Source organism: Corynebacterium sp. MSK158 (genome assembly GCF_030229085.1).
In the GTDB taxonomy this organism is placed as follows: domain Bacteria; phylum Actinomycetota; class Actinomycetes; order Mycobacteriales; family Mycobacteriaceae; genus Corynebacterium.
The window spans coordinates 194203-217871 of the sequence record NZ_JASPHJ010000002.1 but is presented as its reverse complement, the minus strand read 5'-3'; the positions used below and the strand labels follow the sequence as shown (position 1 = coordinate 217871).

Genomic DNA, 23669 nt, shown 5'->3' with positions numbered 1-23669 from the left:
AGGACAGCCGTGGGTTCGTTGACAAGCAGCACCTGTGGATCCTCTACTAAGGGTGCAACCTCTTCTCCCCCATCACGTTAAGAGAACTTTTTCCTCTACGGTATCCACAAAAGATCGGATGATTGCCGAGTATATTTCGATCAAATAAAGCCGCCTCCCTGTAAGGAGACGGCCCTTTAATCCGAAGAAAACGTGGATCTAATTCTTGCGTTTATCTTCGATGGATTCGCGTGCGTCACGAACAGCGCCCTTGACGCGATCGAAGAATCCGCCCTTCTTCGTGGTCTCTTCTTGGTACTCGTGAGCCTTATCTTCCACAAAGCCCTTAGCACGCTGGAAGGCATCACCTACGGCGCTACCTGCCTCCGATGCCTTCCCCTTCAGCTGGTCCAAACGCTCATTGCCAGCCTCGCCGGTGACGTCATCTGCTTCGTCTCGGTCATCGCCAGACATCTCTGGATCTACATCCAGATCATTGACAGAGGTTGGGGTCTCACCAGCAGCTTCTAGATCAATGTCTGGCTGCTGCGGGGCAGTTCCAATGTGCTCTTCTTTTGCTTCACCCACGATGTGCTGGCTAGGCGCGTAATCCGCGTTGTTCTCATCCAGCGCTTCCTGCAGGTCCGGCTGCTGTGGGGCGGAACCAATGTGCTCTTCCTTTGCCTCACCCACGATGTGCTGGCTAGGCGCGTAGTCTGCATTGTTCTCATCCAGCGCTTCCTGCAGGTCCGGCTGCTCGGCAGCCTTAGCCACATGTTCTTCCTCCGCTCCAGCGACAACGTGGTTCTGCGGCTCATACTTGCTTGCGGTGGACTCATCGCCATCCGCAGATGGCTTACCGACCGGCTTGGACAGGCCGGCAGCGCCTGCGGCACCCGCAGCAACTGCACCAGCAGCGGCACCTGCAGCCGCCCCAGAGGACTTGTCAGACTTAGCAGCTGAAGACACAGAATCCTCAGAAGCTAAGTACTTGTATTCGTTACGGTCCAAGTCGACCTCGTGGCCTAGATCGTTTGCCATTGCTACTTACTCCTTTTAATAGATTTATCTTCTTCCTTCTAGGGTTCCAGAAAGTTCAGGAGCGTGCACGGAAATGGGTATGGGAAAGCGTCGACCGGTGGATGGATCAGTCATCTCTAAACACTCAACATAGAAGGTTTCGCGTACGAGTTCAGCGGTCATTACCTCCTCGGTAGGCCCTTCGGCCACAATGCGTCCCTCACGCATGGCTACGATTCGATCGGCATAACGCGCGGCATGGACCATATCGTGGACCACCATGACCACTGTGGTCCCAGCGCCATTGAGGTCTCGAATCAGATCCAAAATGGACAATTGGTGCGCGGGGTCGAGGTAAGTAGTTGGCTCATCAAGCAAGGTAATTGGTGTTTCTTGGGCCAAGGTCATGGCGAGGAAGACGCGCTGGCGCTGACCGCCGGAAAGGTCTGCCGCAGGGGCGTCGAGAAGCTCGCTCACCCCAGCACGCGAGGCAGCACGCTCAACCGCTGCATGATCTCCGGCCCGCATCGTCGCTAGCGCCCCTGTATAGGGATAGCGGCCGTAACCGATGACGTCGCGCACTAGTACCCCTTCCGGAGCCACGGGATGTTGTGGCAGAAAAGAAACTTCACGGGCAAAGGCACGCGAGGAATACTTGCTGATATTTTGGTCCGAGAGGTACACCGCGCCTGCGCTGGGCGTAAGCTGGCGGCCCAATGTCTTGAGAAGCGTCGACTTGCCGCAGCCATTCGGCCCGATCAGAGCGGTTACTTGACCACTGGATAAGTGAAGATTTACATCCTTGACCACATCGGGGCCACCGTAGCCCACGGTTAATTCGCTACACGTCAGGGTCATGTCTAGCCTCCGTTTCGCACTCGGGTCAGCCGAGTCAATAGGAAAATGAAATACGGTGCACCGATCAGCGCGATGAGCGCGCCAACGGGGATTTCCGTGGGGGCGAAGGCCCAGCGACCGAGCGTATCGCATGCGGTCACAAGGACCGCGCCGCCCAGGGCCGCCACGGGTATTTGCCGGCGCAGGTTCGCGCCAACAACCAAGCGAGCAGCATGTGGGACGATGAGTCCGGCGAAGCCCAAGACTCCGGCCGCGGCGACTCCCGCGGCGCCGAGGATGACGGCTAATGCTACTGCTATTAGGCGCCACATCTTGGTGCTCACGCCGATGCCGGCCATGGTCGAATCATCCAGCGCGAGCATATCCAGGTGTCTTGCCACCACCATCGAGACGGTTAGGGCGAGAAGGATAAAAGGGGCGACAATGGTGGCATCGCCAAGCGAGCGGGCGTAAAGCGAACCTTTCAACCATGTCATGGCCGCTCCTGCCTCTGGGGCGGCCCGCACCAAGAGCAATTCGGTGATGGCGCCCAGCCCAAAGGATACCGCCACCCCGGTAAGCGGCAGGCGCACCGGATCACTTGCCCCGCGTCCGGCGAGGAGAAGAACCACCCCAGTTCCCGCCAACGCGCCAATAAAGGCAATAAAAGTCAGCAGGTGGGCCGGCAGGGCACCTGCTCCCATAAGTACCGCAACGGCCGCGAGTCCGCCGCCGGAGGTAATACCCACCGTATCTGGTGCGGCCAGAGGATTGCGTAGCGCGGATTGCAATAGACAGCCAGAAACGGCCATGGCAATACCTGCGTAGATTCCCACCAAGATCCGCGGGGCGCGGTACTTCCAGATAAGCGGCTCTCCGGTAACGAAGGCGGTAATCACCTCGCCCGGCGGTTTCATCACCGCACCGACGCCCATGCCGATTATTGCGCTCAACGCCAACGCCAAGATGAGTCCTACTAGCACGCCAACAAATCTCTTATGCCGCATGCTTCCTCCTCCCCAACGCATGGACGGACCACAACACTAATGGCATGCCAGCCAAAGAAGTCACGATGCCCACTGGGGTCTCGGCCGGCGCCCAGATTGCCTGGCCAACCGAGTCGGCCACCAGAAGCACCGCTGCTCCAACAATTCCAGCTACGCACAGCCCCATGCGGTGGTGCGGGCCGCACACCCGCCACGCTACGGTCGCGGCCATCAACCCCAAGAAGCCAATCGGCCCAGTTGCAGCTACGGCCGGAGCAATAAGCACTACCGCCGCCACAATGGCAGCCAACCGAATGCGCTCCGGCTTCGCGCCGACAGCACCGGCCACGGCATCGCTTGCTACGAGCAAGTCCAGCATTTTTGCACCGACTAAGGTCAAGGGAACCACGACCAGCACGGCAATCAGCGCGGGCATAATATCGCTTAGGCGTGCACCGGCAAGCCGGCCAGAAAGCCACGACATCACCGTCGCCAGTTGAGCTTCATCCACCACCAGGAAAATGGAGGTCAAGGCACTACACAGTGCGGAAACGGCAACGCCAACGAGTACCATGCGCTGGATCGCACCGCTCTTGCCGACGCCCACCGTCACCCCCACAGCAATCCCCGCACCCAGCAGCGCACCGGGCAGCTGGTCAACGCTCGAGGTTTCGCTTCCTAAAAACATTGCGGTTGCGACTGCACCGAGTGCCGCACCGGAGTTCACACCAGTGATGGACGGATCGGCGAGCGGATTCGCGGTTGCCGTGCGCAGCAATAACCCACCTACACCTAGTGCAATACCGACCACCGTGGTAGCAAGGAGACGGTCAAAAGCCACGCTATGCAGCTCTTCTTCTAACCACGGGGTATCAACTGGCACCTGAACATGGCGGAGCCGCCACCACCACACAAAGGCAGCGGCAGCGGTTGCAAGGACCAAGCAGACGCTGGCTTTAGTTCGAGGTGCCACTACTTTTCAGCGGCGATAATGTCATCGAGCATATGCTCGGCAGATAATGGCCCGCGGGCGCGCGACCAGATATCTTGGTCTACCTCTACGATGTCACCGCTGCCCTTGGCATAGGGCGTCTTTTTAAACGCTTCGACGTCCTTGTACATAAAGACTCGGTCAGCCTTCATTCCAGGGAGCTTATCGCCGGTCAGTTCCGCTACATCAGTCTTAGATTCGATAGAAGACTTCTCGCCGTCGAAGGCATAGTCATAGCCCACTTTACTCAGTAGCGACTGAGGGAAAGAGGGGTTGACCCAGGTATAGAGCATCTCGCTGGACCAGCCAGCCACGACCGCACGACTCCCCGGCTTTACCGTGTCCTTGGTCTGAGCAATCTTGGCCTCGATGCGCTGACGGACTTCTTTAGCCTTTTCCTCTTTGCCGAGTTTGGCCGCGATCTCATCCATCGAGTCCAACACGTCCGAGTAGGTTTCATCTGGGTAGGATTCCGTCTGCGCAATCTCTTCCAGTTGCGGCATGATATCAGCTTGACGGGTAGGGCTAGCCAAAATCAGATCTGGTTCCAAAGACTGGATAACTTCTAGGTTCGGCTGCTTGGCTTGGCCCACGGAGGTCGCCTGACCTAACTGTCCCTTCAACGTAGTTGGTGCCTCCGACTTACCGATTTCCACGATTCCCACTGGGTCCACATCGAGGGCCTTGAGAATTTCCTCGTAGCGCCAATCAAGCGCCACAACTCGCTCGATCTTCTTTTCTCCGTTTCCTTCCTTAGAAGAAGAATCAGAAGAACACGCAACAAGGCCTGCGCCTAGGGCTAGAGTGGCTACGAGTGCGATAACTGCACGCACATTCATGAAGTCTTTCTTTTGCATAGGCTTACCTTACCTAGGTAAGGGTTTGCTGTCTAGAGCCTGATTGCTACTTTCCCGCTACAGACCATGTCGCCGCACGTTCACTAGATTCCGCCCAGTAAGCAAAAATAAAAAATGGCCCTCACCGGCGAACCGATGAGGGCCTGGAAGTTGGTAGCGGGGGCAGGATTCGAACCTACGACCTCTGGGTTATGAGCCCAGCGAGCTACCGAGCTGCTCCACCCCGCGTCGAGATGACTTCCATCATCTGCGCTTTAACAGTGCGTTAACACAAAGTGTATTCGCTCTGTCCTGGCGACTCATGTAACTATACATAGAGAAAGGCACCTACCCAAATCCGCTGGGCAGGTGCCTAATCCATCGCGATTATAAGCCGGAACTACTTCTCCGTCGACTGGTAGGACTCGACTGCTTTGTCGAGCTCATCCAAGGCGCGTCCGTATTCCTCGAAGGAACCATCGCGTGCATCCTCAAGGCCCTTCAAAGCCTTGTTGATGTCATCGATGGCGCCGGCCTGGTCGGAAGAGGAAGGCGCAGAGGCCGGGGCCGAAGGCTTGTCCTCCTTGGCATCCTTCTTATTCTTGTCGTCCTTGGCGCCATCCTTGTCCTCGGAATCGCCCTCGACTTCCTCAATGTTTTGGGCAGCCTTGGCATCGATTCCAACTTGTTCAAGCGCATCACCAATAGTCGGAGCGTAGCCTACGCGGCCCTTATAGGACACGAGCACGCGCAACAGCTTCGGGAAGGCAGAGGCCTGGTCCTTGCGCTGCGAGTAGATCGGCTCGAGGTACAGGATTTCGCCGCCACCTACTGGCAGGGCTAGCAGGTTGCCATTGTGCAGGTCGTTAGTGCCCTCCCACAGGGTACGGTCGCGGGCGACCTGGTCGGAGGACATCATCGCATCCTGGGCCTGCTTCGGGCCCTGGGTCTGCGTATTGGTGGGCAGCACTCGCACGGTGATATCGCCGTAGTTTTCCGGATCGGAGGATACGGCCATGTGCGCAGACAAGAACTCGCGGTTGAGGCCACGATAGGACGTGGTTAGCTGGAAGGTCGGCTTGCCGGTCTTCGGATCTGCGGCCATTACGTAGTACGGCGGCTGATTGAGCTGGCGGGATTCCTCCGCAGTGGGGTCATTCGGCACGGACCAGAAAGCATCGTTATTGAAGAAGACGTTCGGGTCATCCACGTGATAGCGGGCCAACAGGTCACGCTGCACCTTGAACATATCCTCCGGGTAGCGGAAGTGCTCGCGCAGCTCATCGGAGATCTCCGCCTCAGGCTTAACGACGTCCGGGAAGACGCCCTGCCAAGCCTTGAGCACCGGGTCATTCTTGTCGAACTCGTACAGGTCCACAGTGCCGTCATAGGCATCGACGGTGGCCTTGACCGAGTTGCGGATATAGCCGACCTTGTCATTGACCAAGCGCTGGGTGGTGCCATCGGGATTGAGGGTGTCCTGGGTGGCGTCGGAAAGCGAGGCACGCTGGGAGTAAGGCAGGGACTCCAAGGTGGTATAGCCATCCACAATCCACTTCAGGCGGCCATCAACCACTGCCGGGTAGGTAGCAGAATCGGTGGTCAGCCACGGAGCAACCTTTTCCACGCGTTCGCGCGGGTCGCGGTCATACAGCAGCTTCGATTCGCTGCCGACGCGATCCGAGAGCAGGAAATTCAGCTCACGGTACTTGGCGGCGTACATGGTGCGGTCAAAGATATTGCCAATGTCAACGCCGCCCTTGCCGTCATAGGTGTAGGTGGAGCTATCGGTGTCATACTCGACCGGATTATCGCCGGTCTGGCCGGTGATCGCGTAGTCCATTCCGTCGGCCGCGCCGGCAATGACCGGGCCGTAGTAAATGCGCGGCTGGTCTACCTTAATGCCAAGGGACTTCTCTGCGTCCTGGGTCTCGCCTTCGCCCTCAGACTCGCCGGCCTGGGTCTGTAGGTCAGACACGGTAAAGATGGGGAAGCCACCGCGGGCAGACCCTGCATCGCGAGCTACCTCGTCGACCTTATTGGCCTGGGCTGCCACAAAACCGTTGCCGTGGGTGTAGACGGTGTGGCGGTTAATCCAGTCTGACTGGTTCTCTCGCAGCTCGTTCGGATCCAGCTCGCGGGCGGCGACGACGAAGTCGCGCTTCTTGCCGTCGATCTTGTAGCGGTCCATCGACAACGTCTCTGGGAAACCATAGAAGTTCTTCAGCTGCTGCATCTGAGTAAAGGTAGGAGAAAGGATCTCCGGATCCAGCAGGCGGAGGTTATTGATGGTGGCGTTATCAGAGGCCACCTTGTCATCGGAGACATCATCTCCGCCCCAGTTGTCTTCATAGGTGACGTGTTCATCCGTGAGCCCATAGGCAAAGCGCGTGGCCTCGATATTGCGGGCGATGGATTCTTCTTCCTTAGCCTGGCGGTTGGGCTGGACGGAAAAGCGTTCCATCAGCAGCGGCCATGCCTGGCCAATGACCAGCGAGGACAGCAGCATCAGCACCACGGCCAGGCCGGGGATGCGCAGGTCCTTGATGACAACGGCCATAAACAGGGCCACGGCCACAAAGACGCCAATGATCATCAATATGATCTTCGCCGGCAAGTAGGCGTGGATATCGGTATAGGAACCACCGGTGAAGAGGTCGTGCTGGGTATTAAGCAGCTCATAGCGCTCCAACCAGTAGCCAATGACCTGGGCTACCATCCACAGGCCGGCGGTTACCGCCAGCTGCAGGCGGGCTGGGTGGGAAATGGATCCGCGCACACCGGCGGCCTTATTGCCAATGCGGATGCCGCCCAGCACGTAGTGGCCGAAAAGCGCGATGAGGAAGGCCAGAATCAACAGGATGGATAGGGTGCTCACCACCATCTTCAGAACTGGCAACGTGAAGGCATAAAAACCTAGGTCGTGGTGGAACTGGGCGTCTTGTTCGCCGAATTCCTGGCCGTTGAGGAAGAGCAACACCGTGCGCCAATTGGCCTGACCGATGAAACCGGCGATGACGCCCACGACGGCGGGGATGACCTTGAAGAAGACGCCCATGGACTTCTCAATGGACTTGCGGTATTGATACACCGGCGAGTTCAGGTCCCCAAGGTCGAGCGAATCCGGGCGCCCGCGCCAGGCAAAGTAGCCGGCGGCCCACACCACTGCGGCGGCAATAAGGCCAAAGATGATAAAGAGGACTATTCGCGCAATAATCGCGGTGGTGAAGACGTTCCGGTATTCAATCGCACCAAACCACCTCCAATCCGTGTACACGCCCACGAGCATGGGGCCGAAGAACAAAAGGACGGCAATGATGGCCGCAATGATTGTCGCGACCCGCGGGGGCCGCTTCAACGGGGCGGCTGGTGTGGATGACCCTAAGGACAACGCCAGCTCCAATCAACTAGTGCGAATTTAAAACCTGTAGACTTCTTCCAGCTTAAGGAAGCAATACACAGATAACGAATAAGGATGTTCATGAGTTCCCCCGAATTATCACAGCCAGCTTTAAACCGCGCGATGACCGAAGCCGTGGAATTCGTCCACGCGGAAGGCTGGGACGCTCGGCCCACCATCTTCGCGCTGGTTCCCACCCACTTGGTAGCCGATCAGCTTGCCGCGCTCGATGAAGAGGACGCGGCGCCGCTTACCCTCATCGTGCAAGATAATGTGCCCGAAAACATTGAGCCCGGTTCTGAACAGCTGGCCGATTATGTCTCCCGCCTGGCCTGGCCCCGGGAGGTTGCCGGCGTCATCTTGGCCCAAGAAATTAAGTTCCGCGATACCTCTAGCGAGGACCCCTCCCCTCGCCCGGCGCGCCTTTATTCCGGGGCACTGCGAGAGGAAGGCATCGAAACCACCTTGCTGCAGCTGCGCCCCACCGAGGAAGAGCTGGAAGCGGCCGGACCGTTCGCAGAAGATGACATCCAGCTGCGCGGCGGCCCCCAGGTAGCTCCGGGGGTCATTGCGGCCTTGCGCTATGGGCTGAACCAAGACCCGGATGAGCTAGATTAGACTGAAGTGACAATTCTCGCCTGCGACTAAGGAGCATTTTCCTACCGTGCGACGCATTACTCTCACTCGCCTGACCGCCACCCGCGCCACCGCAGCAGCGCTTCTGCTGGGTGTAGGCGTGAGCACTGCCGCTTGTTCCTCGGACGATGCCGCGCCTGCCGACGCCCCCGCGGAGACCTCCCCTGCCGGCGCCGAGTCCACCGTCCCTGCGGCGGATACCGCTGAGGAAACCAGCACCGCCTCTAGCTCCTCTTCCACCGTTGCGTCCAGCGCGGAATCGAGCGCGGCGGAAAGCTCGGAGGCGTCTGAGGGGGCGTCGGCAAGCAAGGAGCCCGGCAACGAAAAATTGGAAAAGTCGGTGGCCAAGGCCTATGACATCTTTGCGCCGGTAGCGCCCAAGGAGCTCTTCGCGCACTTCGACCGCTGCGATTCCACGGGCGGGGACGATTCCTATAACTGCTCTGGGCCGGAGGTAGGCCAGTTCCAGTTCTTCCGCTCGCATTCCAAGGCCAAGCAAACCACGCAGGTGCTCACCGAGCTGCGCAGCTCGCAGGTCATTGAGGATGACGGCGACCGCGTCGTAGGCTGGTCCACCTTGGGAACCACCGCGGTTATCACCGTGGTGGACAACAAAGAAGGCATGGTTATGCAGCAGATGATCTCCTCCGACCAGGAGGACCCGGAAGAGAAGATCAAGGAGCTGGGCCTAGCTAAGTAGGCCGGCTACTGGCAGGTTTTAATATCCTTGCCGTCCGCGAAGTCCTTCATCGTGGACACCGCCTCATCCAAGGTGGAAACTTCCGCGATGGGCATATCGCCGTGGTCGCTCGCGGCGGCCTCGGAGCAATTATCCTTCGGCGCGAGGAAGAGCTCCGCTCCGGCCTCGTGCGCCGCGGCGATTTTATGTTGGATGCCGCCAATGGGGCCCACTTTGCCATCTTCCTGAATCGTGCCCGTACCGGCCACGAACTTGCCGCCGGTGAGGTCTTCCTCGTTGAGCTTATCGATGACCGCCAGGGTAAACATCATGCCGGCGGAGGGACCGCCAATATCCTGCAGGTTGTATTTGACCTTAATATCATCCTGCGGGACCGAGAGCATGGCGATGCCCAGCATTGCCCGCCCCTTCTGCTTCGGGTTCTCCCCTAGCTCTATTTCTTCTTCTTGCTCCTTGCCGCCCCGCTTGACTGTCAGCGTGACCTTATCGCCAGGGCTTTTCTGCTTGATGACGTCTTGGACCTCGCCCGGCTCCGAGACCTCCTTGCCGTCTACTGCGGTAATGACATCGTCCTTCTTCAGCGTGCCCTGCGCCGCGCCCTCATCCATGACTTCCGCGATGGTGATCTTTACCGGCAGGTGCAGGTAATCCATTGCCGCCACGGTGGCTGCAGACTCGGACTGGGTAAAGGCCTGCTTATTGGACTCTTCTACCTCTTTATCGCTCATATTCTGCGGAATGACGGTATCGATGGGCACGATGGTGTCATCGGTCATCATCCAGCGGCCCAGCGCCTGCGCGAGGGTCATATTGGTGCGCACGGAGACCGTGGTCATGTTGAGGTGGCCGTCGGTGTCATAGGTGTTCGGCGCTTGAACGTCAACGACCTGGGTGCCGTCGACCTCCCCCAACGTGTCCACCGTGGGTCCTGGGCCCTCGGCGGCATAAGGCACGGTCAAAGACACATCGGTGCCGGGGATATGGTCAAGCGATACCAACGCACCGGTGAGGACGACGGGGATGGCACCCCAGGCAATGGTGCGGACGCGACGGCTAGCAGGAGAATTCACGGATCAATACCCTACAACCTTTGCCGTAGTGTTCGCTGTCAGCGTAGCGGGGATCATGGAAAGTAGCCGGATGGTGCCGGTAGATTAGGACGCATGAGCAACGGATTCGGTTTTTCTTTCCCCAATAACGATGACGACGATAATGACGGACGTCGTGACCAGAACCCGTTCGGCGCATTCGGCGGCGCTAATGGTGGCGGCCTCGGTGACATGCTGAACCAGTTCGGTCAGATGCTGTCCGGCATGGGCTCTTCGATGAATTCGCCGGAAAACTCCGGCCCCGTTAATTACGACATGGCTAAGCGCATCGCCCTGCAGCAGATCTCGCAGTCCAAGGCGGTAAGCGCGGACGATACCAAGGCTGTGGAGGAATCCGTCCGCTTGGCGGAGCTCTGGCTTGATGACGCCACCTATTTGCCCACCGCCTCTGGCACGGCCAAGGCTTGGGATTCCAAGCAGTGGTTGGAAGAGACCATGCCGGCGTGGCAGCGCATGGTCACCCCGGTGGCAGAGCACATGAATGATGCTCAGCTGGACTCCATGCCGGAAGAGGCCCGCGAGATGATGGGCCCCATGACCAAGATGATGAACCAGATGTCTGGCATGAACTTTGGCATGCAGCTTGGCCACGCCTTGGGCGATTTGGCCTCCCAGGCGCTGACCGGCTCCGATTTCGGCCTGCCCATCGCCCCAGCCAATACCGTGGCACTGTTGCCACAGACCATCCAGAAGGTCGCCCGCGAGCTTAATGTTCCTGGCCAGGAAGTGCTGGTTTATATTGCCGCCCGCGAGGCTGCCCGCCAGCGCCTGTTCAAGCACGTGCCCTGGCTGGTAGAGCGCATCGTCTCCTCTGTAGAGGAATATGCCATCGGCCTGGTTATTGATACCTCCCATCTGGAGGAAGTCACCCGCGAGCTCAACCTCGAGTCCGGCGATCCACAGGCGATCCAGGACGCGATGAGCAAATTGCAGGGCATGGACCTCTCCCCGCGCATTACCTCCAAGAACACTGCGGCCGCATCCCGCCTCGAGACCCTGTTGGCACTGGTGGAAGGCTGGGCCGAGCACGTCGTTACTGAGGCACTGGGCGAGCGCATCCCGTCGACCTCGAAGCTGACCCAGGCATGGGCGCATCGCCGCAACACCGGCGGTTCCGCCGAGAACGCCTTCAGCAAGGTGGTCGGCATCGAGCTCAATGCCCCGAAGGTCTCTGAGGCCGCTGAGCTATGGCGTCGCGCCACCGTCGCCGTGGGCGCAGAAAAGCGCGATAAGGCTTGGGATCACCCGGACTTCCTGCCCACTGCGGAGCACCTCGATAACCCGGCCGCCTTTATCGATTCCCTGCTGGACGAAGGCCCGGATGAGGGCTTTGAAGAAGAGTTTGCCAAGCTGGAGGAAATGCTGAAGAACGGCGAGGATACCTCTGCGGCGCAGGGCGACGACTCCAAGGAGTCCGAGAATCCGGAAGCCAAGGACGAGAAGAAGGACAAGGGAAACGAGGACGAGGAGAACTAGCAGCCCCAGCGCTGATAGGCCTCAAGATAGCCCTTCGCCCGCTCGGCGTGGGGCGCCCTGTCCGCCCATTGCCAAAAATCCCGCCCATGGCGCGGGATGAAGGTGTGGGTGAGCTCGTGAATAATCACTGAATCCAGCACATAGTCCGGCACCTGTTGCAGCCGGTCACTGAGCCGAATATCCGCGGTGGAGGTAGTACAGCTACCCCACCGCGTATTTTGATTGCTCACCCACCGAATAGAGCCGATGGTTGCACGGCCATCTAAATACGCCGCGTTAAGCCGCCGCGCACGTTCTTCGAGTTGGGCGTCCGTGCGGCGGCCACTGCCCTGTTTCTTTTCCACCCGCGCCAACATGTCTGCGACTGCTTCGCGCTCATCACGCGCGGACATCCACGCGGGAATACGTACCTCGAGCACCCCGGATACCATGCGCGCCTGCACGGTTTTCTTCCGCTTGGCAGAGCGAATGACTTTGACCTCTGGGGGCTGCGGTGCGGTTTGCTGCGTGCTCGACATGACAGGTGATTGTACCTGTGGTGCAATGGAGACCACATACTTCGGGGGAAGGGGTTAAAGGCGTGGGGATTTCTGCCACCCAGGTGGTCTTGGCGCCAGGCAGCGCAGTGTTTTGCCGCGAGGAAACGGTGATCCAATTTGGCATGGATGCCACCCGCGTTGGGGTTGCGGAAACTGGAAGCGCGCTCGCCGTCGCGACAGCTTTCAACACCGCTCGCGAGCCAGTGGCCCCGGAGGACTTGTCCCACCGGCTGCGTGCCGCAGGGCTTGAGGATGCGGCGGCGCTGAGCCTCATTGAAGATGCACTGGACTATGGCATCCTCTGGCCACACAACGAAGCCGATGACAAGGCAGACACCATTGTCCTCATGGGCGAGTCCGCCCTGGCACACAGCCTTCGCGCGCGCCTTGAGGCGGATGGCTTCCAGGTGCGCATACCGCTGGAGGAGGACAATGTCTTTTCCTATATCCACGACCTCGACGGCATGTATCCGGTCCTCGCCGTGGACCAGCTGCACTGCCCGCTGGACTGCGCGAATGCACTCGCGGGCACAGCAACCACGTGGATTCCGGTGTCTTTGCTGGACAATCGTGGCGTCATCGGACCGGTACGGCTGCGGGGCCAAGGACCGTGCCCATTGTGCGCGCACTTGGCGCGCGTGGATATGGACCCGCTTTGGAATATCATCAGCACCCAGCTCACCCGCGTGCGCCGCACGCCAGAAGCCGTGGTGCTCGATGCGGTTGCGGCGCATACGCAGGTGATAATCCGGCGGCTGATGGGGCGGCCGCTGCCGCCAGGCGCACCGACCGCAAAGCCGCGCCCCGGACAGCAATGGGAGGTCGATATCTACGGACACCACCAGCAGCGCACCGTCATAGCGCATCCACGCTGCCCGGTGTGCTTCGGCGGCAAGACCAACCTGGCTAGCTACGAACCGAACGAATAACCTCTAGTACCTGGGCGCCGTAGCGCTCCAGCTTGCTAGGGCCTACGCCGGAGATGGAGAGCATCTCTGCTTCATCAGAAGGCAATTCCTCCGAAATCGCCTGTAGGGTGGCATCGGAAAAGATGACATACGCCGGTACCTTTTCCTGACGCGCTACCTGGGAGCGCCACGAGCGCAAGGCGGCAAAAACCTCTTCATCGCCGCCGCCTTCACAATCTTCATGGCGGCCGATGACCTTTTCCGCCGGTGTTCCCAGCGGGCCAGAGCACACGCGGCAACGCTTCGGGCGGCGCGAGCGAGCCCCACCGCCGGAGGAATCCTCAGCCGCCGGGACGATGCCATCGAGGAAGCGGGTGCGCTCGCGCGAAGCCCGCGAGCCGGTAGTCTTCGCCAGCGCCCACGACAGCGCGAGGTGCTCACGGGCGCGGGTAATGCCGACGTAGAAAAGGCGGCGCTCCTCTTCTACCTGCTCGTCGCCGGCCTTGATGGCGTGGTTGATGGGCATGAGCTTTTCTGTCAGCCCCACGAGGAATACCGCATCCCATTCCAAGCCCTTGGCGGCGTGCACGGTAGCCAGCGTCACGCCTTCCATGGCTGGGGCCTGCTTATCGGTAGAGCGCCGGCGCAACTCCCCCAGCACCCCGTTGAGATCGATGCCAGGAGTCGATTCCACAATCTTTTCAATGAGCCCTACCAGTGCGTTGAGGGACTGCCAGCGCTCGCGGGCCTGGGCACCCTGCGGCTCGGTGGAGCTCAAGCCCAGCTCGACAAAGGCGGCCCGGGCAATAGCCACCGGGTCATCCGGCAGGTCCTCGCGGCGCGTTGCGGCGATGAGCACGCGGATAGCCTCCAGGATTTCCGGGCGGCGGAAAAAGCCCTCGCCGCCGCGGACTTGGTAGACCACTCCGGCGTCGGCAAGCGCCTGCTCAAACTGCTCCGACTGGGCGTTGATGCGGTAAAGGATGGCAATTTCGGAGGCCGGCACACCCTGATCCAGCAGGGTAAGGACCTGGCCGGCCACCTCCTGGGCCTCGATTTCTTCGGACTCATAGGCCTTGAAGGTGGGCTCGGGGCCGGGCTCGCGCATGCCCTGCAGCTCCAAGCGCGTGCCCGCCGCGCGGCCGGTGGCCTTGCCAATGACCCGGTTGGCCAGGTCCGTTACCTGCGGCGTGGAGCGGTAGTCGCGCTGCAGCTTGACCACGGTGCCATCCGGGTACGTGCGGGAGAAATTGAGCAGGTAGTCCGGGGAGGCACCGTTGAAGGAATAGATGGTCTGGTTAGCATCGCCCACCACGGTAAGGTCATCGCGATCGCCCAACCAGGCGTTGAGCACTCGCTGCTGCAGCGGGGTAACATCCTGGTACTCATCGACGACAAAGGTGCGGTACTGCTCGCGGAAGGTCTCCGCAATCGCCGGCACATTCTCGATGGCACCCGCGATGTGCATGAGCAGGTCATCGAAATCCAGATGCATCATGTCCGGCGTGGCCTTGGACTGCTCGTAGCGGCGGAAGGCCTCTGCCACCTTGGCCGGATCGGCCGGCGCACTGCGGTCCGTATTCTCGATCACGGACTCATAATCCTCGGCGCTGACCAGCGCGGACTTAGCCCACTCGATCTCCGCCAGGACGTCTCGAATCATGTCCTTGGAATTATCCAGCCCCACCGAGCGCACCGCGCGGGCAACCAGTGGGAATTTATTATCCAGCAGCTGCCACGGAAGGTCTCCTGCTACCTGCGGCCAGAAATACTTCAACTGGCGGCGCGCGGCCGCGTGGAAAGTCTGCGCCTGCACGCCGGCCACGCCCATGGTGCGCAGGCGATCGCGCATTTCTCCGGCCGCTCGTGCCGTGAAGGTCACCGCAAGCACGCGCTGCGGGCTCACAAAGCCTTGGTCGACCAAGTTGGCAATGCGATAGGTAATAGTGCGGGTCTTGCCCGTACCCGCGCCGGCCAAGATGCACACGGGCCCGCGCGGCGCCGTGGCCGCACGCAGCTGATCTTCATCCAGCAGGGACAAATCCGGCTTAGTCACCGTGATACCACTCCATAATCATCGTGTGTGCAATTGAACCCGGACGAGGAAGCTTAAGCTCAGGCAGCTCGGCGCGCTCCACCCACCGGATTTCTTCCAATTCCCCATCAGTATGGCAGGTGGGGTGGACATCAGCCGTGCGCGCACAAAAGCCCAGCATAAGGGAGCCACTCGGCGGCCACGGCTGCGAGCCCCAATAGCGAATATCCTCCACCCTGCGCCCGGTTTCTTCCAGGGCCTCGCGTGCAAAAGCAGCCTCCGCGGTCTCGCCCGGCTCAACGTAGCCGGCGATCAGAGAAAAGAAGCCAGTGCGGCGGCGATTGCGCGCCAGCAAAATCCGGTCGGTGCCGCTGAGGCGAATAAGCCCGATAACGGCAGGATCTAGGCGTGGGAAAACCATTCGGCGCTCGTCCACAGGATCGCGACCAACGATTCCCGGTGCTGGGTAGTCCAGTTTGTGACCGGTGCGCGGATCAAAGCGCTGCTCGCGCCGGTTGCGGATCAGCGCAATGGCTTGCAAAATCACTGGCTGGTCCGCAAAGAACGTTGCGCTTTCCAGCTGGCCCAGCTCGCTAGCACCGTCTTCCGGATACGCGCACGCCTGCAGGGTACCTAGGTCCACTACTGCGTGCTTGCCGACGCCCCCGGGAACCTTCTCCACCAGCACCGGCTCCCCCGCTGCCGTAACCGGTACCTGGCCGTTAGGGGTTACTGGGAGGAACATTTAGTCCTCATCATCATCCATGACCTCGATGGGCTGTTCCATCTCATGCTTGATGTAGAGCAGGCGGTCGCCCGGCTTCAGCGCGGAGGCATCCGCGGTATCCACGCGGTGCAGCTCGTTATTGCGCAAGACAGCCAGCACGATATCTGCCAGGTGGCGTGGGTTGGAGCCCACCTCGAATTCGCGCACGGCGCGCTCGGCTACGGAGAAACCCTCATTGGGTGAGAGCAGGTCTTCCATCATCTCCACCACCGTCGGGGTCACGGTGGCCAGGCCCAGCAGTCGACCGGCCGTCTCCGCAGAGGTGACCACGGAATCCGCACCGGATTGGAGCAACAGGTGACGGTTCTCGGACTCGCGCACCGACGCCACGATCTTGGCCTTGGGTGCAAGCTCTCGCACGGACAGGCAACACAGCACCGCGGTATCGTCCGTGGATGGGGTAACGACGATGGAGCTGGCATGCTCTACCCCAGCGATCTTGAGCACGTCCTGCTTGGTGCCGGAACCAAAGATGGTGACCAGCCCGTGGTGCTCGGCGTGAGCGAGGGACGCACGGTTGGTATCGATGACCACGATCTGGGAGGACGGAACATCATCGGCCAGCAGCGCGGCCACGGCTCCGGCGCCCTTGGTGCCATATCCGATAACGACGGTGTGGTTACGCAATTGCTTTCTCCAGTTCTGGATTTGGAAAGTGCGGCGGGCCTTATCCGTCAACACGGACAAGGTCGCGCCAACCAATAAAACAAGGAAGATCAGGCGGGCGGGGGTAATAAGCGTTAAGTTAATGAACCTGGCCTGCGGGGACACGGGCACGATATCGCCATAACCCACGGTGGTCAGCGACACCGCCGCATAGTAGGCAGAGTCCAATAGTGACATGTCCTCGCTATACCCACTGCCGTCCACATAGACCACGGCGGTCACGAAGACAACAATGCCAAAAGCCCACAGCACACGCTTGCCCAACTGACGCCACGGGCTGGAATTTTCATCCCTCGGCACCGTAATGACATCAATGAGCGCGTGGTCTGGCTGCGAGGACAGCTCAACCTGCGGCAAGAAGCGACTTCTAAAGCGTGACTTCATTGCCTGCGCACGTTTTTTGGCCACTAGCCCAGCCTTCTTTTCTGGTCTCGAATGATTGCTCAAGAGATTGCGCGCTTACGCAACCGCCCACATACCTTAGCCCTTGTGGTGCTCAACTGACGATTCAAGGAGTTCCTTCAGCTCTTCCCCACGCGGCAGGCGGGCAGGCTCGAAGGTATAACCATCGTGCACATAATAAAATGCGGCACGAATCTTTTCCCCGCCGTAGATGCGGCGCCAAGCCTCTGCGTAGACCGCTAGCTGTATCTTGGCAGCATCCATGGCTTCTCCCTGGGGTGGGCGGCCGGTCTTCCAGTCCACCACCATCCAGGTGCCATCCTCCAAGCGGAATACCGCATCCATGCGCCCGCGCACCACGGACTCACCAATAGTAATTTCAAAGGGCGCCTCCACGTGCTCCGGTTGACGTTCGGCCCACTCGGAGTTCAGGAAGGCCTGCTTGAGCTCTTCCAAATCAAAGTCCTCCGGTTCATCGATTCCCGGAAGTTCTTCCTCGCCCAATAGCGCCGGGCTGCCGAAGCGGTCCTCCAACCACGCGTGGAAGGCGGTACCGCGCTTGGCATAGGAATTCGGCTTAAACGGCACGGGGCGGCGCTGCCTGCGGGCAAACTGAAGCGGGTCGGCCCGCAGCGCAACCATGTCGGAGGCGGTCAGCTCGCTGGGTAGCTCAACGTCTACCACCGGCTGTTGCAAGGCCTTGTACTCCTCAATGAGAGCGCCAGCTTCCTGCTCCCATAACTCAAAGGTTTCACCCCGGCTCAAATCTGGAAGTTCCTCCATTGCTGCAAGGACTAGGTCCGCACCGGCGACTGCCTCTGGGCTGGCCTCAAGTGCTGGGAATTGTGCGCTCTCTCCAAAATCATCCTCGGAAGGCTCGTCGGGGACGGACCACTCCACCACGTACTGCGGGAATTGCTCTTTCAGGCGCTCTAGGTATTCGTAGGGAACTTTCTTGTTCTTTCCATTGCCGTTATTGGTGCCCGAGCCGGTAACGGTCAGGGTAGATTCGGTACGCGTCAGCGCCACATAAAAAAGGCGCGCCGATTCTTCCGCCTTGATGGCGCTATCTGCTTTCTTAAACTCCTCGCACGCGTTTTGGAAATGCGAGCGCTTTTGGGCATCCTCTGGAACCTCAATATAGTCATCGTCTCCCGGGACCTTATCGATCCTGGACAGGAAGGTCTCTGCTTGTGCGCTATAGCTAGACGAATCCGCATGCACCACGCAGACGTGTTCCCATTCCAAGCCCTTGGCCTTGTGCGCGGTCATAATCTGCACGCGGTCAGTGGCGGCGGGAACCTCGCCGAGGTCTAGGCCATCTTCCTTTTCGAGCGCTAACGCAAAGTAATCCAAGAGCGCATACAAGGAATCACCGTGGAAGCCTGCGACGATATCGGCAAATTTATCCAGATGTGTCGCGCCCCCTGCGCTTCCACGAGCTAGTACCTCGGTGCGGATATTAAACAATGCTTCAATATCGGCGAAGATGTCCACCAGCGGTTTGGAAAGAGAATAAGTGCGCAGGTGTCGCAGTTTGGCAGAAATCTCTTCCATACGGGCGAGGCCTTGCGGGGTATAGCGGTCTCTTTCACCCAAATCTGCCAGGGCGTCAGCAAGGCCGACGCGCTGATCCGGCTCCTCAGCGGTGACATCTTCCAGCTGCGCACGCAAGTATTCTTCCGGGTCCATCCCCGGCTCCCAGCGCAAGCGCTCCTCCCTCGCGCCGGCCAGGTTTCGTTGGCGGGAAGCGAGCGCTTGAATATCACTGATTCCCAGGCCACAAATCGGCCCTGCCAGCACCCGCACTGCCGCAGGCAAGTCTTCTGGGCGCACGAGCATGGTGGCAATAGCTACGAGGTCCTGGATTTCTGGCTGCCACAGCAGGCCACCGAGACCGATGATTTCATTGGGTACGCCCGCTTTGTCTAGGGCCGCAGCGATGGGTGCGGAGTGCCTATTTTTGCGCACCAAAACCGCCGCGCTGAAGGTATCTCCCTCGCGCTTTTCCCACTGCTCTTTCAGGTACTCGGCAACGAATTCACGCTCGCGAACCTCGCTGTCGAAGTACGCCAACTGGATATCGCCTTCGCCCTTATGCGGGGCGGCAGACAGCTCGTCCACGGGACGTTCAACGCCTTCGAATACTCCCTCCGCCACTGAGTTAGCCAAATCCAGCGCACCAGAGGGGTTGCGCCAAGAGGTGGTCAACTGGTCCTTCGGGGCGGGTGTGCCCGGCGCGACTGGGAAGTCTTCCACGAAGGCAGTGAGGTTTTCAGAGGTAGCACCACGCCACCCGTAGATGGCCTGCATTGGATCGCCCACGGCCGTAACCGACAGGTCCTCTTGGTCCCCTCCGAATAGGCTGCGTAGAAGCACGCGCTGGGCATAGGAGGTGTCTTGGTACTCGTCTAGCATGATGACCTTATAGCGCTGGGACTGCTGCTTTCCCACCACAGGATGGTCGCGCGCGACGCGGGCGGCGACGGCCATTTGCTCGCCAAAGGTGATGACTTGTCGCTCAGATTGTTCCTTTTTCAGGGCCTCCAGCAGCGGCACGTACTGCACGCGGCGTTCCTGTGTTTGGATATATTCCAGCAACTTTTGCGAGTATTCGGGGCCATTCTTTTGGGATTTATCGAGGTTATCGATGTCCGCCCGAAAATCGCGGGCATGCTGGGCGATGTGACTCGTGTCCTTGAGCCCGTTATCGATGTCCTGGCTGAATTTCAGCAAGGTCTCGGTAATCGTGGCTAGGGCGCGGTCGTCTTCCAGCTGGCCGGTGTAATTGCGCACCACATCGTAGGCCAAGGAATAGCGCTCGGCCTCGGTGATGATGCGTGCGGTGGGCTCTACTGGAACCAAGAGCCCGTATTCGCGAACGAGTTCTCCCGCGTAGGAGTCATAGGTGGCTACCTTCGGCGCAATGTTTTCTAGCGCTTCTGCCACCTCACCGCCTGGTGGGATGAGGCCGGAATCGCGCAATTTAATCAGCTGCCGGCGGATGCGCTGCTCCAGCTGCTGCGCGGCCTTACGGGTGAAGGTCAGGCCGAGAACCTGCTCCGGGCGCACATAGCCATTGGCTACAAGATAGACCACGCGCGAGGCCATGGTTTCTGTCTTGCCGGCACCAGCGCCGGCAACCACGAGTTTGGGGCTAAATGGGCCTTCGATGACGTGGGCTTGTTCCTCGGTAGGCGGAAAGTCCTTGCCCAAGGCTGCAGCGATCTGCTGTGGGGAAAAATTGCTCTTAGGCATCGGTGGTCATCCTTCCTTCTTCCTGCACGGGGCAGATAGAGCGAATTGGGCATTTATCGCAGTCTTTATTGGTGCGCGCAGTGATGCGCGGGCCACGCATCTCCTCCACCAGCGGAGGCAGAAGTGCGGCGAATTCTTCCAGGGCCTCCGGCGACTTATCGCTTTGCCAAATCTCACCAATCTTTTTGGTGGTCACCCCCGGATACACCAGCACACCGCCCTGGCGCGGCATGCCTTCGCCGTCGTGAACCTGGTGGCCGTCAAATGCGCCGTGGGCAAGCGCGAGCTGATAGGTCATCAGCTGCACATGGTCTTCGCCTTCCTTCTTAGCCGGCGTGCTTCTACCCGTCTTGAGGTCCACCACCAAGTAATTGCCCTCTTCATCGCGAAGCAGACGGTCCATATAGCCGCCGATGCGCACCTCCTCGCTGACGCGTACGCCTACGGGGATTTCCACACCGGCAAGCTCTTGATTAACCTCGGATTGGCGCGCCCATTCCCGGGCGCGGTCCAACAGGGTGGAAAACTCATCGAGCTTGAATCGCAATTGCCACTGCGGTACATCCTGAATGCGCTCGAAAGCCTCCATCACCAATAGCTTGGCCTTTTCCGCGTCCATGCCGCGGCCAAGGGCTTCAAAGAAGGCGTGCGCCAACGTACCGCGGAGCAGGTGTTCCTCGGTGCTTGGGTCCTCGGCCACATTGCCGAGCACGGCCTTGAGCGGACAGTTGAGCAATGCTTCCACACGGGAAGGCGACAAGCTACCGCTGGTATGCAGCGGCAGTTCAGCCGCAACGGAGCGCGCAGACCACCACTGCTCTGGGTGGGCGCCAGGGATATCGGCTGCCGCTAACCGAGCGAGCTGGCGCGCTGCTTGTTTGCGCTCAACCTCACCGGATTCCGGATTGGTAACTACGCGGCGCAATTGTGCGACAAAGGCCGGCACGGACAGCACCGCCACATCAAGGGGATCCACTTCGAGCCCATCGCGCAATGACACGGGTGCGGGTTCGGGCACATCGAGGCCCAGTTCGCGCGGGAGTTGGGTGCGGCGCAGCGCCCGCTTTGCTTGCCGACGCGCAGCTTGGCCAGGCACGTCCACGCCACGGCCGGCGAATTCGCTGATGAAGCGAGAAGGCTCAGAGACCGTATCGCCCTCTGGGTTTTCCACGGCGGCAATGAGAAGGCGCTGTCGGTGGCGCGTGGTAGCGACGTGGAAGAGACGTCGCTCCTCTGCCAAGCGGGAGGCAACGTGGCTGACGGGGGTATCGGGATCAATATCGTGGTCGAGGAGATCGATGAGATCTTCTTGCCCAAAGATGGAGCCGGTCTCCCCTAGCGAAGGCCAGCTTCCTTCCTGCGCGCCGGCCACGATGACGGTATCCCATTCGCGGCCCACGGCACCGTGTGCAGTCAGGATCTCTACTGCCTGCGGAATGGCGGTGCGGCGGTCGCGCACACCGGTGGGAAGTTCTTGTTCGGTGATATGCGTCAGGAAGGCACGCAGCGAGGAATCAGGGCGACGCTCGACGTAGTCGCCTGCGGCGTCAAAAAGCGCCATCATTGCATCCAAGTCGCGGTCGGCCTGCGAGCCGGTCGCACCACCGCGCAGCGCCGAAGCCTGCAGGCGGTTATCAAGCTCAGTTGCGCTCCACACGGCCCAGAGGATCTCCTCCACAGAGTCCCCGGAGGCGAGTGCGTCCCGGCCGGCACTTAGAACCGCGCGTACACGCTCCAGGATGGAGTATTCGCGCTCAGTGAGTTGTCCATTAAAATCTGGGAGCTCGCCGTAGAGAAGACCGCGCAGGCTATCGATGCCCCGGGTGGTGGAATCCCAGCGGCGCAATCCACGGATCAGGCGGCGCAGGGTGACGGGATCGGCGCCACCCACGGGACCGGTGAGCAATTCTTCCAACTCCGAGTTTGATAGGTCTTCCTCCAAGGCACGCAGGGCGAGCAGCACGGCGGAAACCAAACGCTGTTCGGCTAAGACGACGTCGGTAGGGCTAATGTGCACGGGCACGCCGGCGGACAAAAGGGTGCGGCGCATCTGGCCGATATCACCGGTTGAACGAACGATGACGGCGATATCGCGCCAGGGCACGCCGTCTTCTAAGTGACGGCGCCGCACGGTATTGGCTACGACGTCACGCAGCCTGCCGTCCGAATCCACGATGGAGATGCACGCCGGAGCGGGTGTGCGGTGAGGCTCGGTAAGCTCAATGTCGTGGTCAGCTGGGAAGTCCCGCAGGAAACGCGAGCTAGCACCACGGAAGGCAAAGACGGATTGATCGGCATCGCCACCCACCACCACGAGATTAGCCTGCGGGGCCATTTCGCGAATGAGCTTGCCCGCAGTGGGATCGAGCAATTGCGCATCATCGACAATGATGGTGTGGAAGGGGTGCTCGCGCAGTAGCTGGGGGCGCTGAAGAACCGCGGTAACCAATTCCGCAGCGGAATAGGAATGGGCGCGGGAAAGGAGCTGCACGCGTTCGTACTCGCGCAGGAATTCACCCGCCGCGGACCACATGGGGCGGCCGTGCTCGGCGCCGAGGCGCTCTAGGTCGCCCGGACCCAGGCCGCGTTCAATGGAACGCAAAAGGAAATCGCGCAGCTGCCGGGCGAAGCCCACATATTCCAGCGCGGGCCGCATCTCCGCGGGCCACGAGCCATGTCCGTCTTCTGCTTGGCCAGTGAGCAGCTCGCGGATGACGGCGTCCTGCTCGGCACCGGTAATAAGTCGCAGCTCCTCCTCGGCCGCTGTGCGCAGCAACGCGAATGCTAGGGAGTGTACGGAACGCACCATGGAGGTCTGTGCGGCGTAATCCTCGAGGCGCTCAGAGAGCTCGCGGCGCAGCCGGGCGCCGGATTCCTTCGAGGGAGCGATAACGAGGATGCCGGAGGGATCCGCGCCGGTCTCCCGGGCTTTATCCAAGGCATGAATGACGGTATCGATAAGGAAGCTGGACACACCGGTGCCAGCGGCACCGGTTACCTTCCAGGTACCGGATTCGGGCAGGTCAACAGGCCAACTGCGGGTCGTGGCGGACTGGGTACGGGAAACGAGGCGCACCTGCGGGGACGGTGGAAGGACCACTCCC

The 23669-nt window shown here is 60.3% G+C and carries 17 protein-coding genes and 1 tRNA gene; 4 read left to right on the top strand and 14 right to left on the bottom strand.

The window, feature by feature from the left end:
- Positions 1-198 precede the first annotated feature (198 nt).
- From QP915_RS03120 to QP915_RS03090, 7 genes are all read right to left on the bottom strand, one after another.
- The gene (locus QP915_RS03120; RefSeq protein ID WP_239208864.1) at positions 199-1020 is read right to left on the bottom strand and encodes a kinesin; all 822 of its coding nucleotides are present in this window, start codon (positions 1018-1020) and stop codon (positions 199-201) included.
- A gap of 24 nt (positions 1021-1044) precedes the next feature.
- Positions 1045-1857 carry an ABC transporter ATP-binding protein gene (locus tag QP915_RS03115; RefSeq protein ID WP_284767973.1) on the bottom strand — a complete coding sequence of 271 codons (813 nt, stop codon included), beginning with the start codon at positions 1855-1857 and terminating at the stop codon, positions 1045-1047.
- Between the two features lie 2 nt (positions 1858-1859).
- A complete protein-coding gene (locus QP915_RS03110) occupies positions 1860-2843 on the bottom strand; it encodes a FecCD family ABC transporter permease (protein ID WP_284767971.1) in 984 nt (327 codons plus the stop codon).
- Positions 2833-3765: a FecCD family ABC transporter permease gene (locus QP915_RS03105; RefSeq protein WP_284767970.1), complete on the bottom strand. Its 933-nt coding sequence runs from the start codon at positions 3763-3765 to the stop codon at positions 2833-2835. Before QP915_RS03105 ends, QP915_RS03110 begins: the two co-directional genes overlap by 11 nt.
- A 29-nt stretch (positions 3766-3794) precedes the next feature.
- Complete coding sequence (locus QP915_RS03100; RefSeq protein ID WP_284767968.1) at positions 3795-4670, bottom strand: ABC transporter substrate-binding protein; 876 nt, start codon at positions 4668-4670, stop codon at positions 3795-3797.
- 151 nt (positions 4671-4821) lie between these two features.
- A tRNA-Met gene (locus QP915_RS03095) sits at positions 4822-4898 on the bottom strand.
- Between the two features lie 151 nt (positions 4899-5049).
- A complete protein-coding gene (locus tag QP915_RS03090) occupies positions 5050-8007 on the bottom strand; it encodes a UPF0182 family protein (RefSeq protein WP_284768010.1) in 2958 nt (985 codons plus the stop codon).
- A 123-nt stretch (positions 8008-8130) separates the two neighbouring features.
- On the opposite strand from QP915_RS03090, the gene QP915_RS03085 reads away from it, so the two are divergent.
- The gene (locus QP915_RS03085) at positions 8131-8667 is read left to right on the top strand and encodes a PPA1309 family protein (protein ID WP_005322346.1); all 537 of its coding nucleotides are present in this window, start codon (positions 8131-8133) and stop codon (positions 8665-8667) included.
- A gap of 46 nt (positions 8668-8713) precedes the next feature.
- Complete coding sequence (locus tag QP915_RS03080) at positions 8714-9385, top strand: beta-N-acetylglucosaminidase (RefSeq protein WP_284767967.1); 672 nt, start codon at positions 8714-8716, stop codon at positions 9383-9385.
- 5 nt (positions 9386-9390) lie between these two features.
- Here the strand turns inward: QP915_RS03080 and QP915_RS03075 are convergent, their stop codons facing one another.
- A complete protein-coding gene (locus tag QP915_RS03075; protein ID WP_284767966.1) occupies positions 9391-10455 on the bottom strand; it encodes a YlbL family protein in 1065 nt (354 codons plus the stop codon).
- Positions 10456-10548: 93 nt separating this feature from the next.
- Between QP915_RS03075 and QP915_RS03070 the strand changes: the two genes are divergently transcribed.
- The gene (locus QP915_RS03070) at positions 10549-11970 is read left to right on the top strand and encodes a zinc-dependent metalloprotease (RefSeq protein ID WP_284767964.1); all 1422 of its coding nucleotides are present in this window, start codon (positions 10549-10551) and stop codon (positions 11968-11970) included.
- On the opposite strand, the gene QP915_RS03065 is transcribed toward QP915_RS03070, so the two are convergent.
- Positions 11967-12488 (bottom strand): M48 metallopeptidase family protein, encoded by a 522-nt coding sequence (locus QP915_RS03065; protein WP_284767963.1) that lies wholly within the window; start codon positions 12486-12488, stop codon positions 11967-11969. The two genes, QP915_RS03070 and QP915_RS03065, sit on opposite strands and share 4 nt — an antisense overlap.
- Before the next feature lie 62 nt (positions 12489-12550).
- Between QP915_RS03065 and QP915_RS03060 the strand changes: the two genes are divergently transcribed.
- Positions 12551-13438 (top strand): hypothetical protein, encoded by an 888-nt coding sequence (locus QP915_RS03060; protein WP_284767962.1) that lies wholly within the window; start codon positions 12551-12553, stop codon positions 13436-13438.
- Here QP915_RS03060 and QP915_RS03055 read toward each other — a convergent pair.
- From QP915_RS03055 to QP915_RS03035, 5 genes are all read right to left on the bottom strand, one after another.
- Positions 13416-15473 (bottom strand): ATP-dependent DNA helicase UvrD2, encoded by a 2058-nt coding sequence (locus QP915_RS03055; RefSeq protein WP_284767961.1) that lies wholly within the window; start codon positions 15471-15473, stop codon positions 13416-13418. The two genes, QP915_RS03060 and QP915_RS03055, sit on opposite strands and share 23 nt — an antisense overlap.
- A complete protein-coding gene (locus QP915_RS03050) occupies positions 15466-16197 on the bottom strand; it encodes an NAD(+) diphosphatase (RefSeq protein ID WP_284767959.1) in 732 nt (243 codons plus the stop codon). The genes QP915_RS03055 and QP915_RS03050 overlap by 8 nt, the downstream gene beginning before the upstream one ends.
- Entirely contained in the window at positions 16198-17313 is a 1116-nt protein-coding gene (locus tag QP915_RS03045; RefSeq protein WP_502869311.1) for a potassium channel family protein, read from the bottom strand.
- A gap of 72 nt (positions 17314-17385) precedes the next feature.
- Positions 17386-20565: an ATP-dependent helicase gene (locus tag QP915_RS03040; protein ID WP_284767957.1), complete on the bottom strand. Its 3180-nt coding sequence runs from the start codon at positions 20563-20565 to the stop codon at positions 17386-17388.
- Entirely contained in the window at positions 20558-23665 is a 3108-nt protein-coding gene (locus QP915_RS03035; protein ID WP_284768008.1) for an ATP-dependent helicase, read from the bottom strand. Before QP915_RS03035 ends, QP915_RS03040 begins: the two co-directional genes overlap by 8 nt.
- Between the last annotated feature and the right edge of the window lie 4 nt (positions 23666-23669).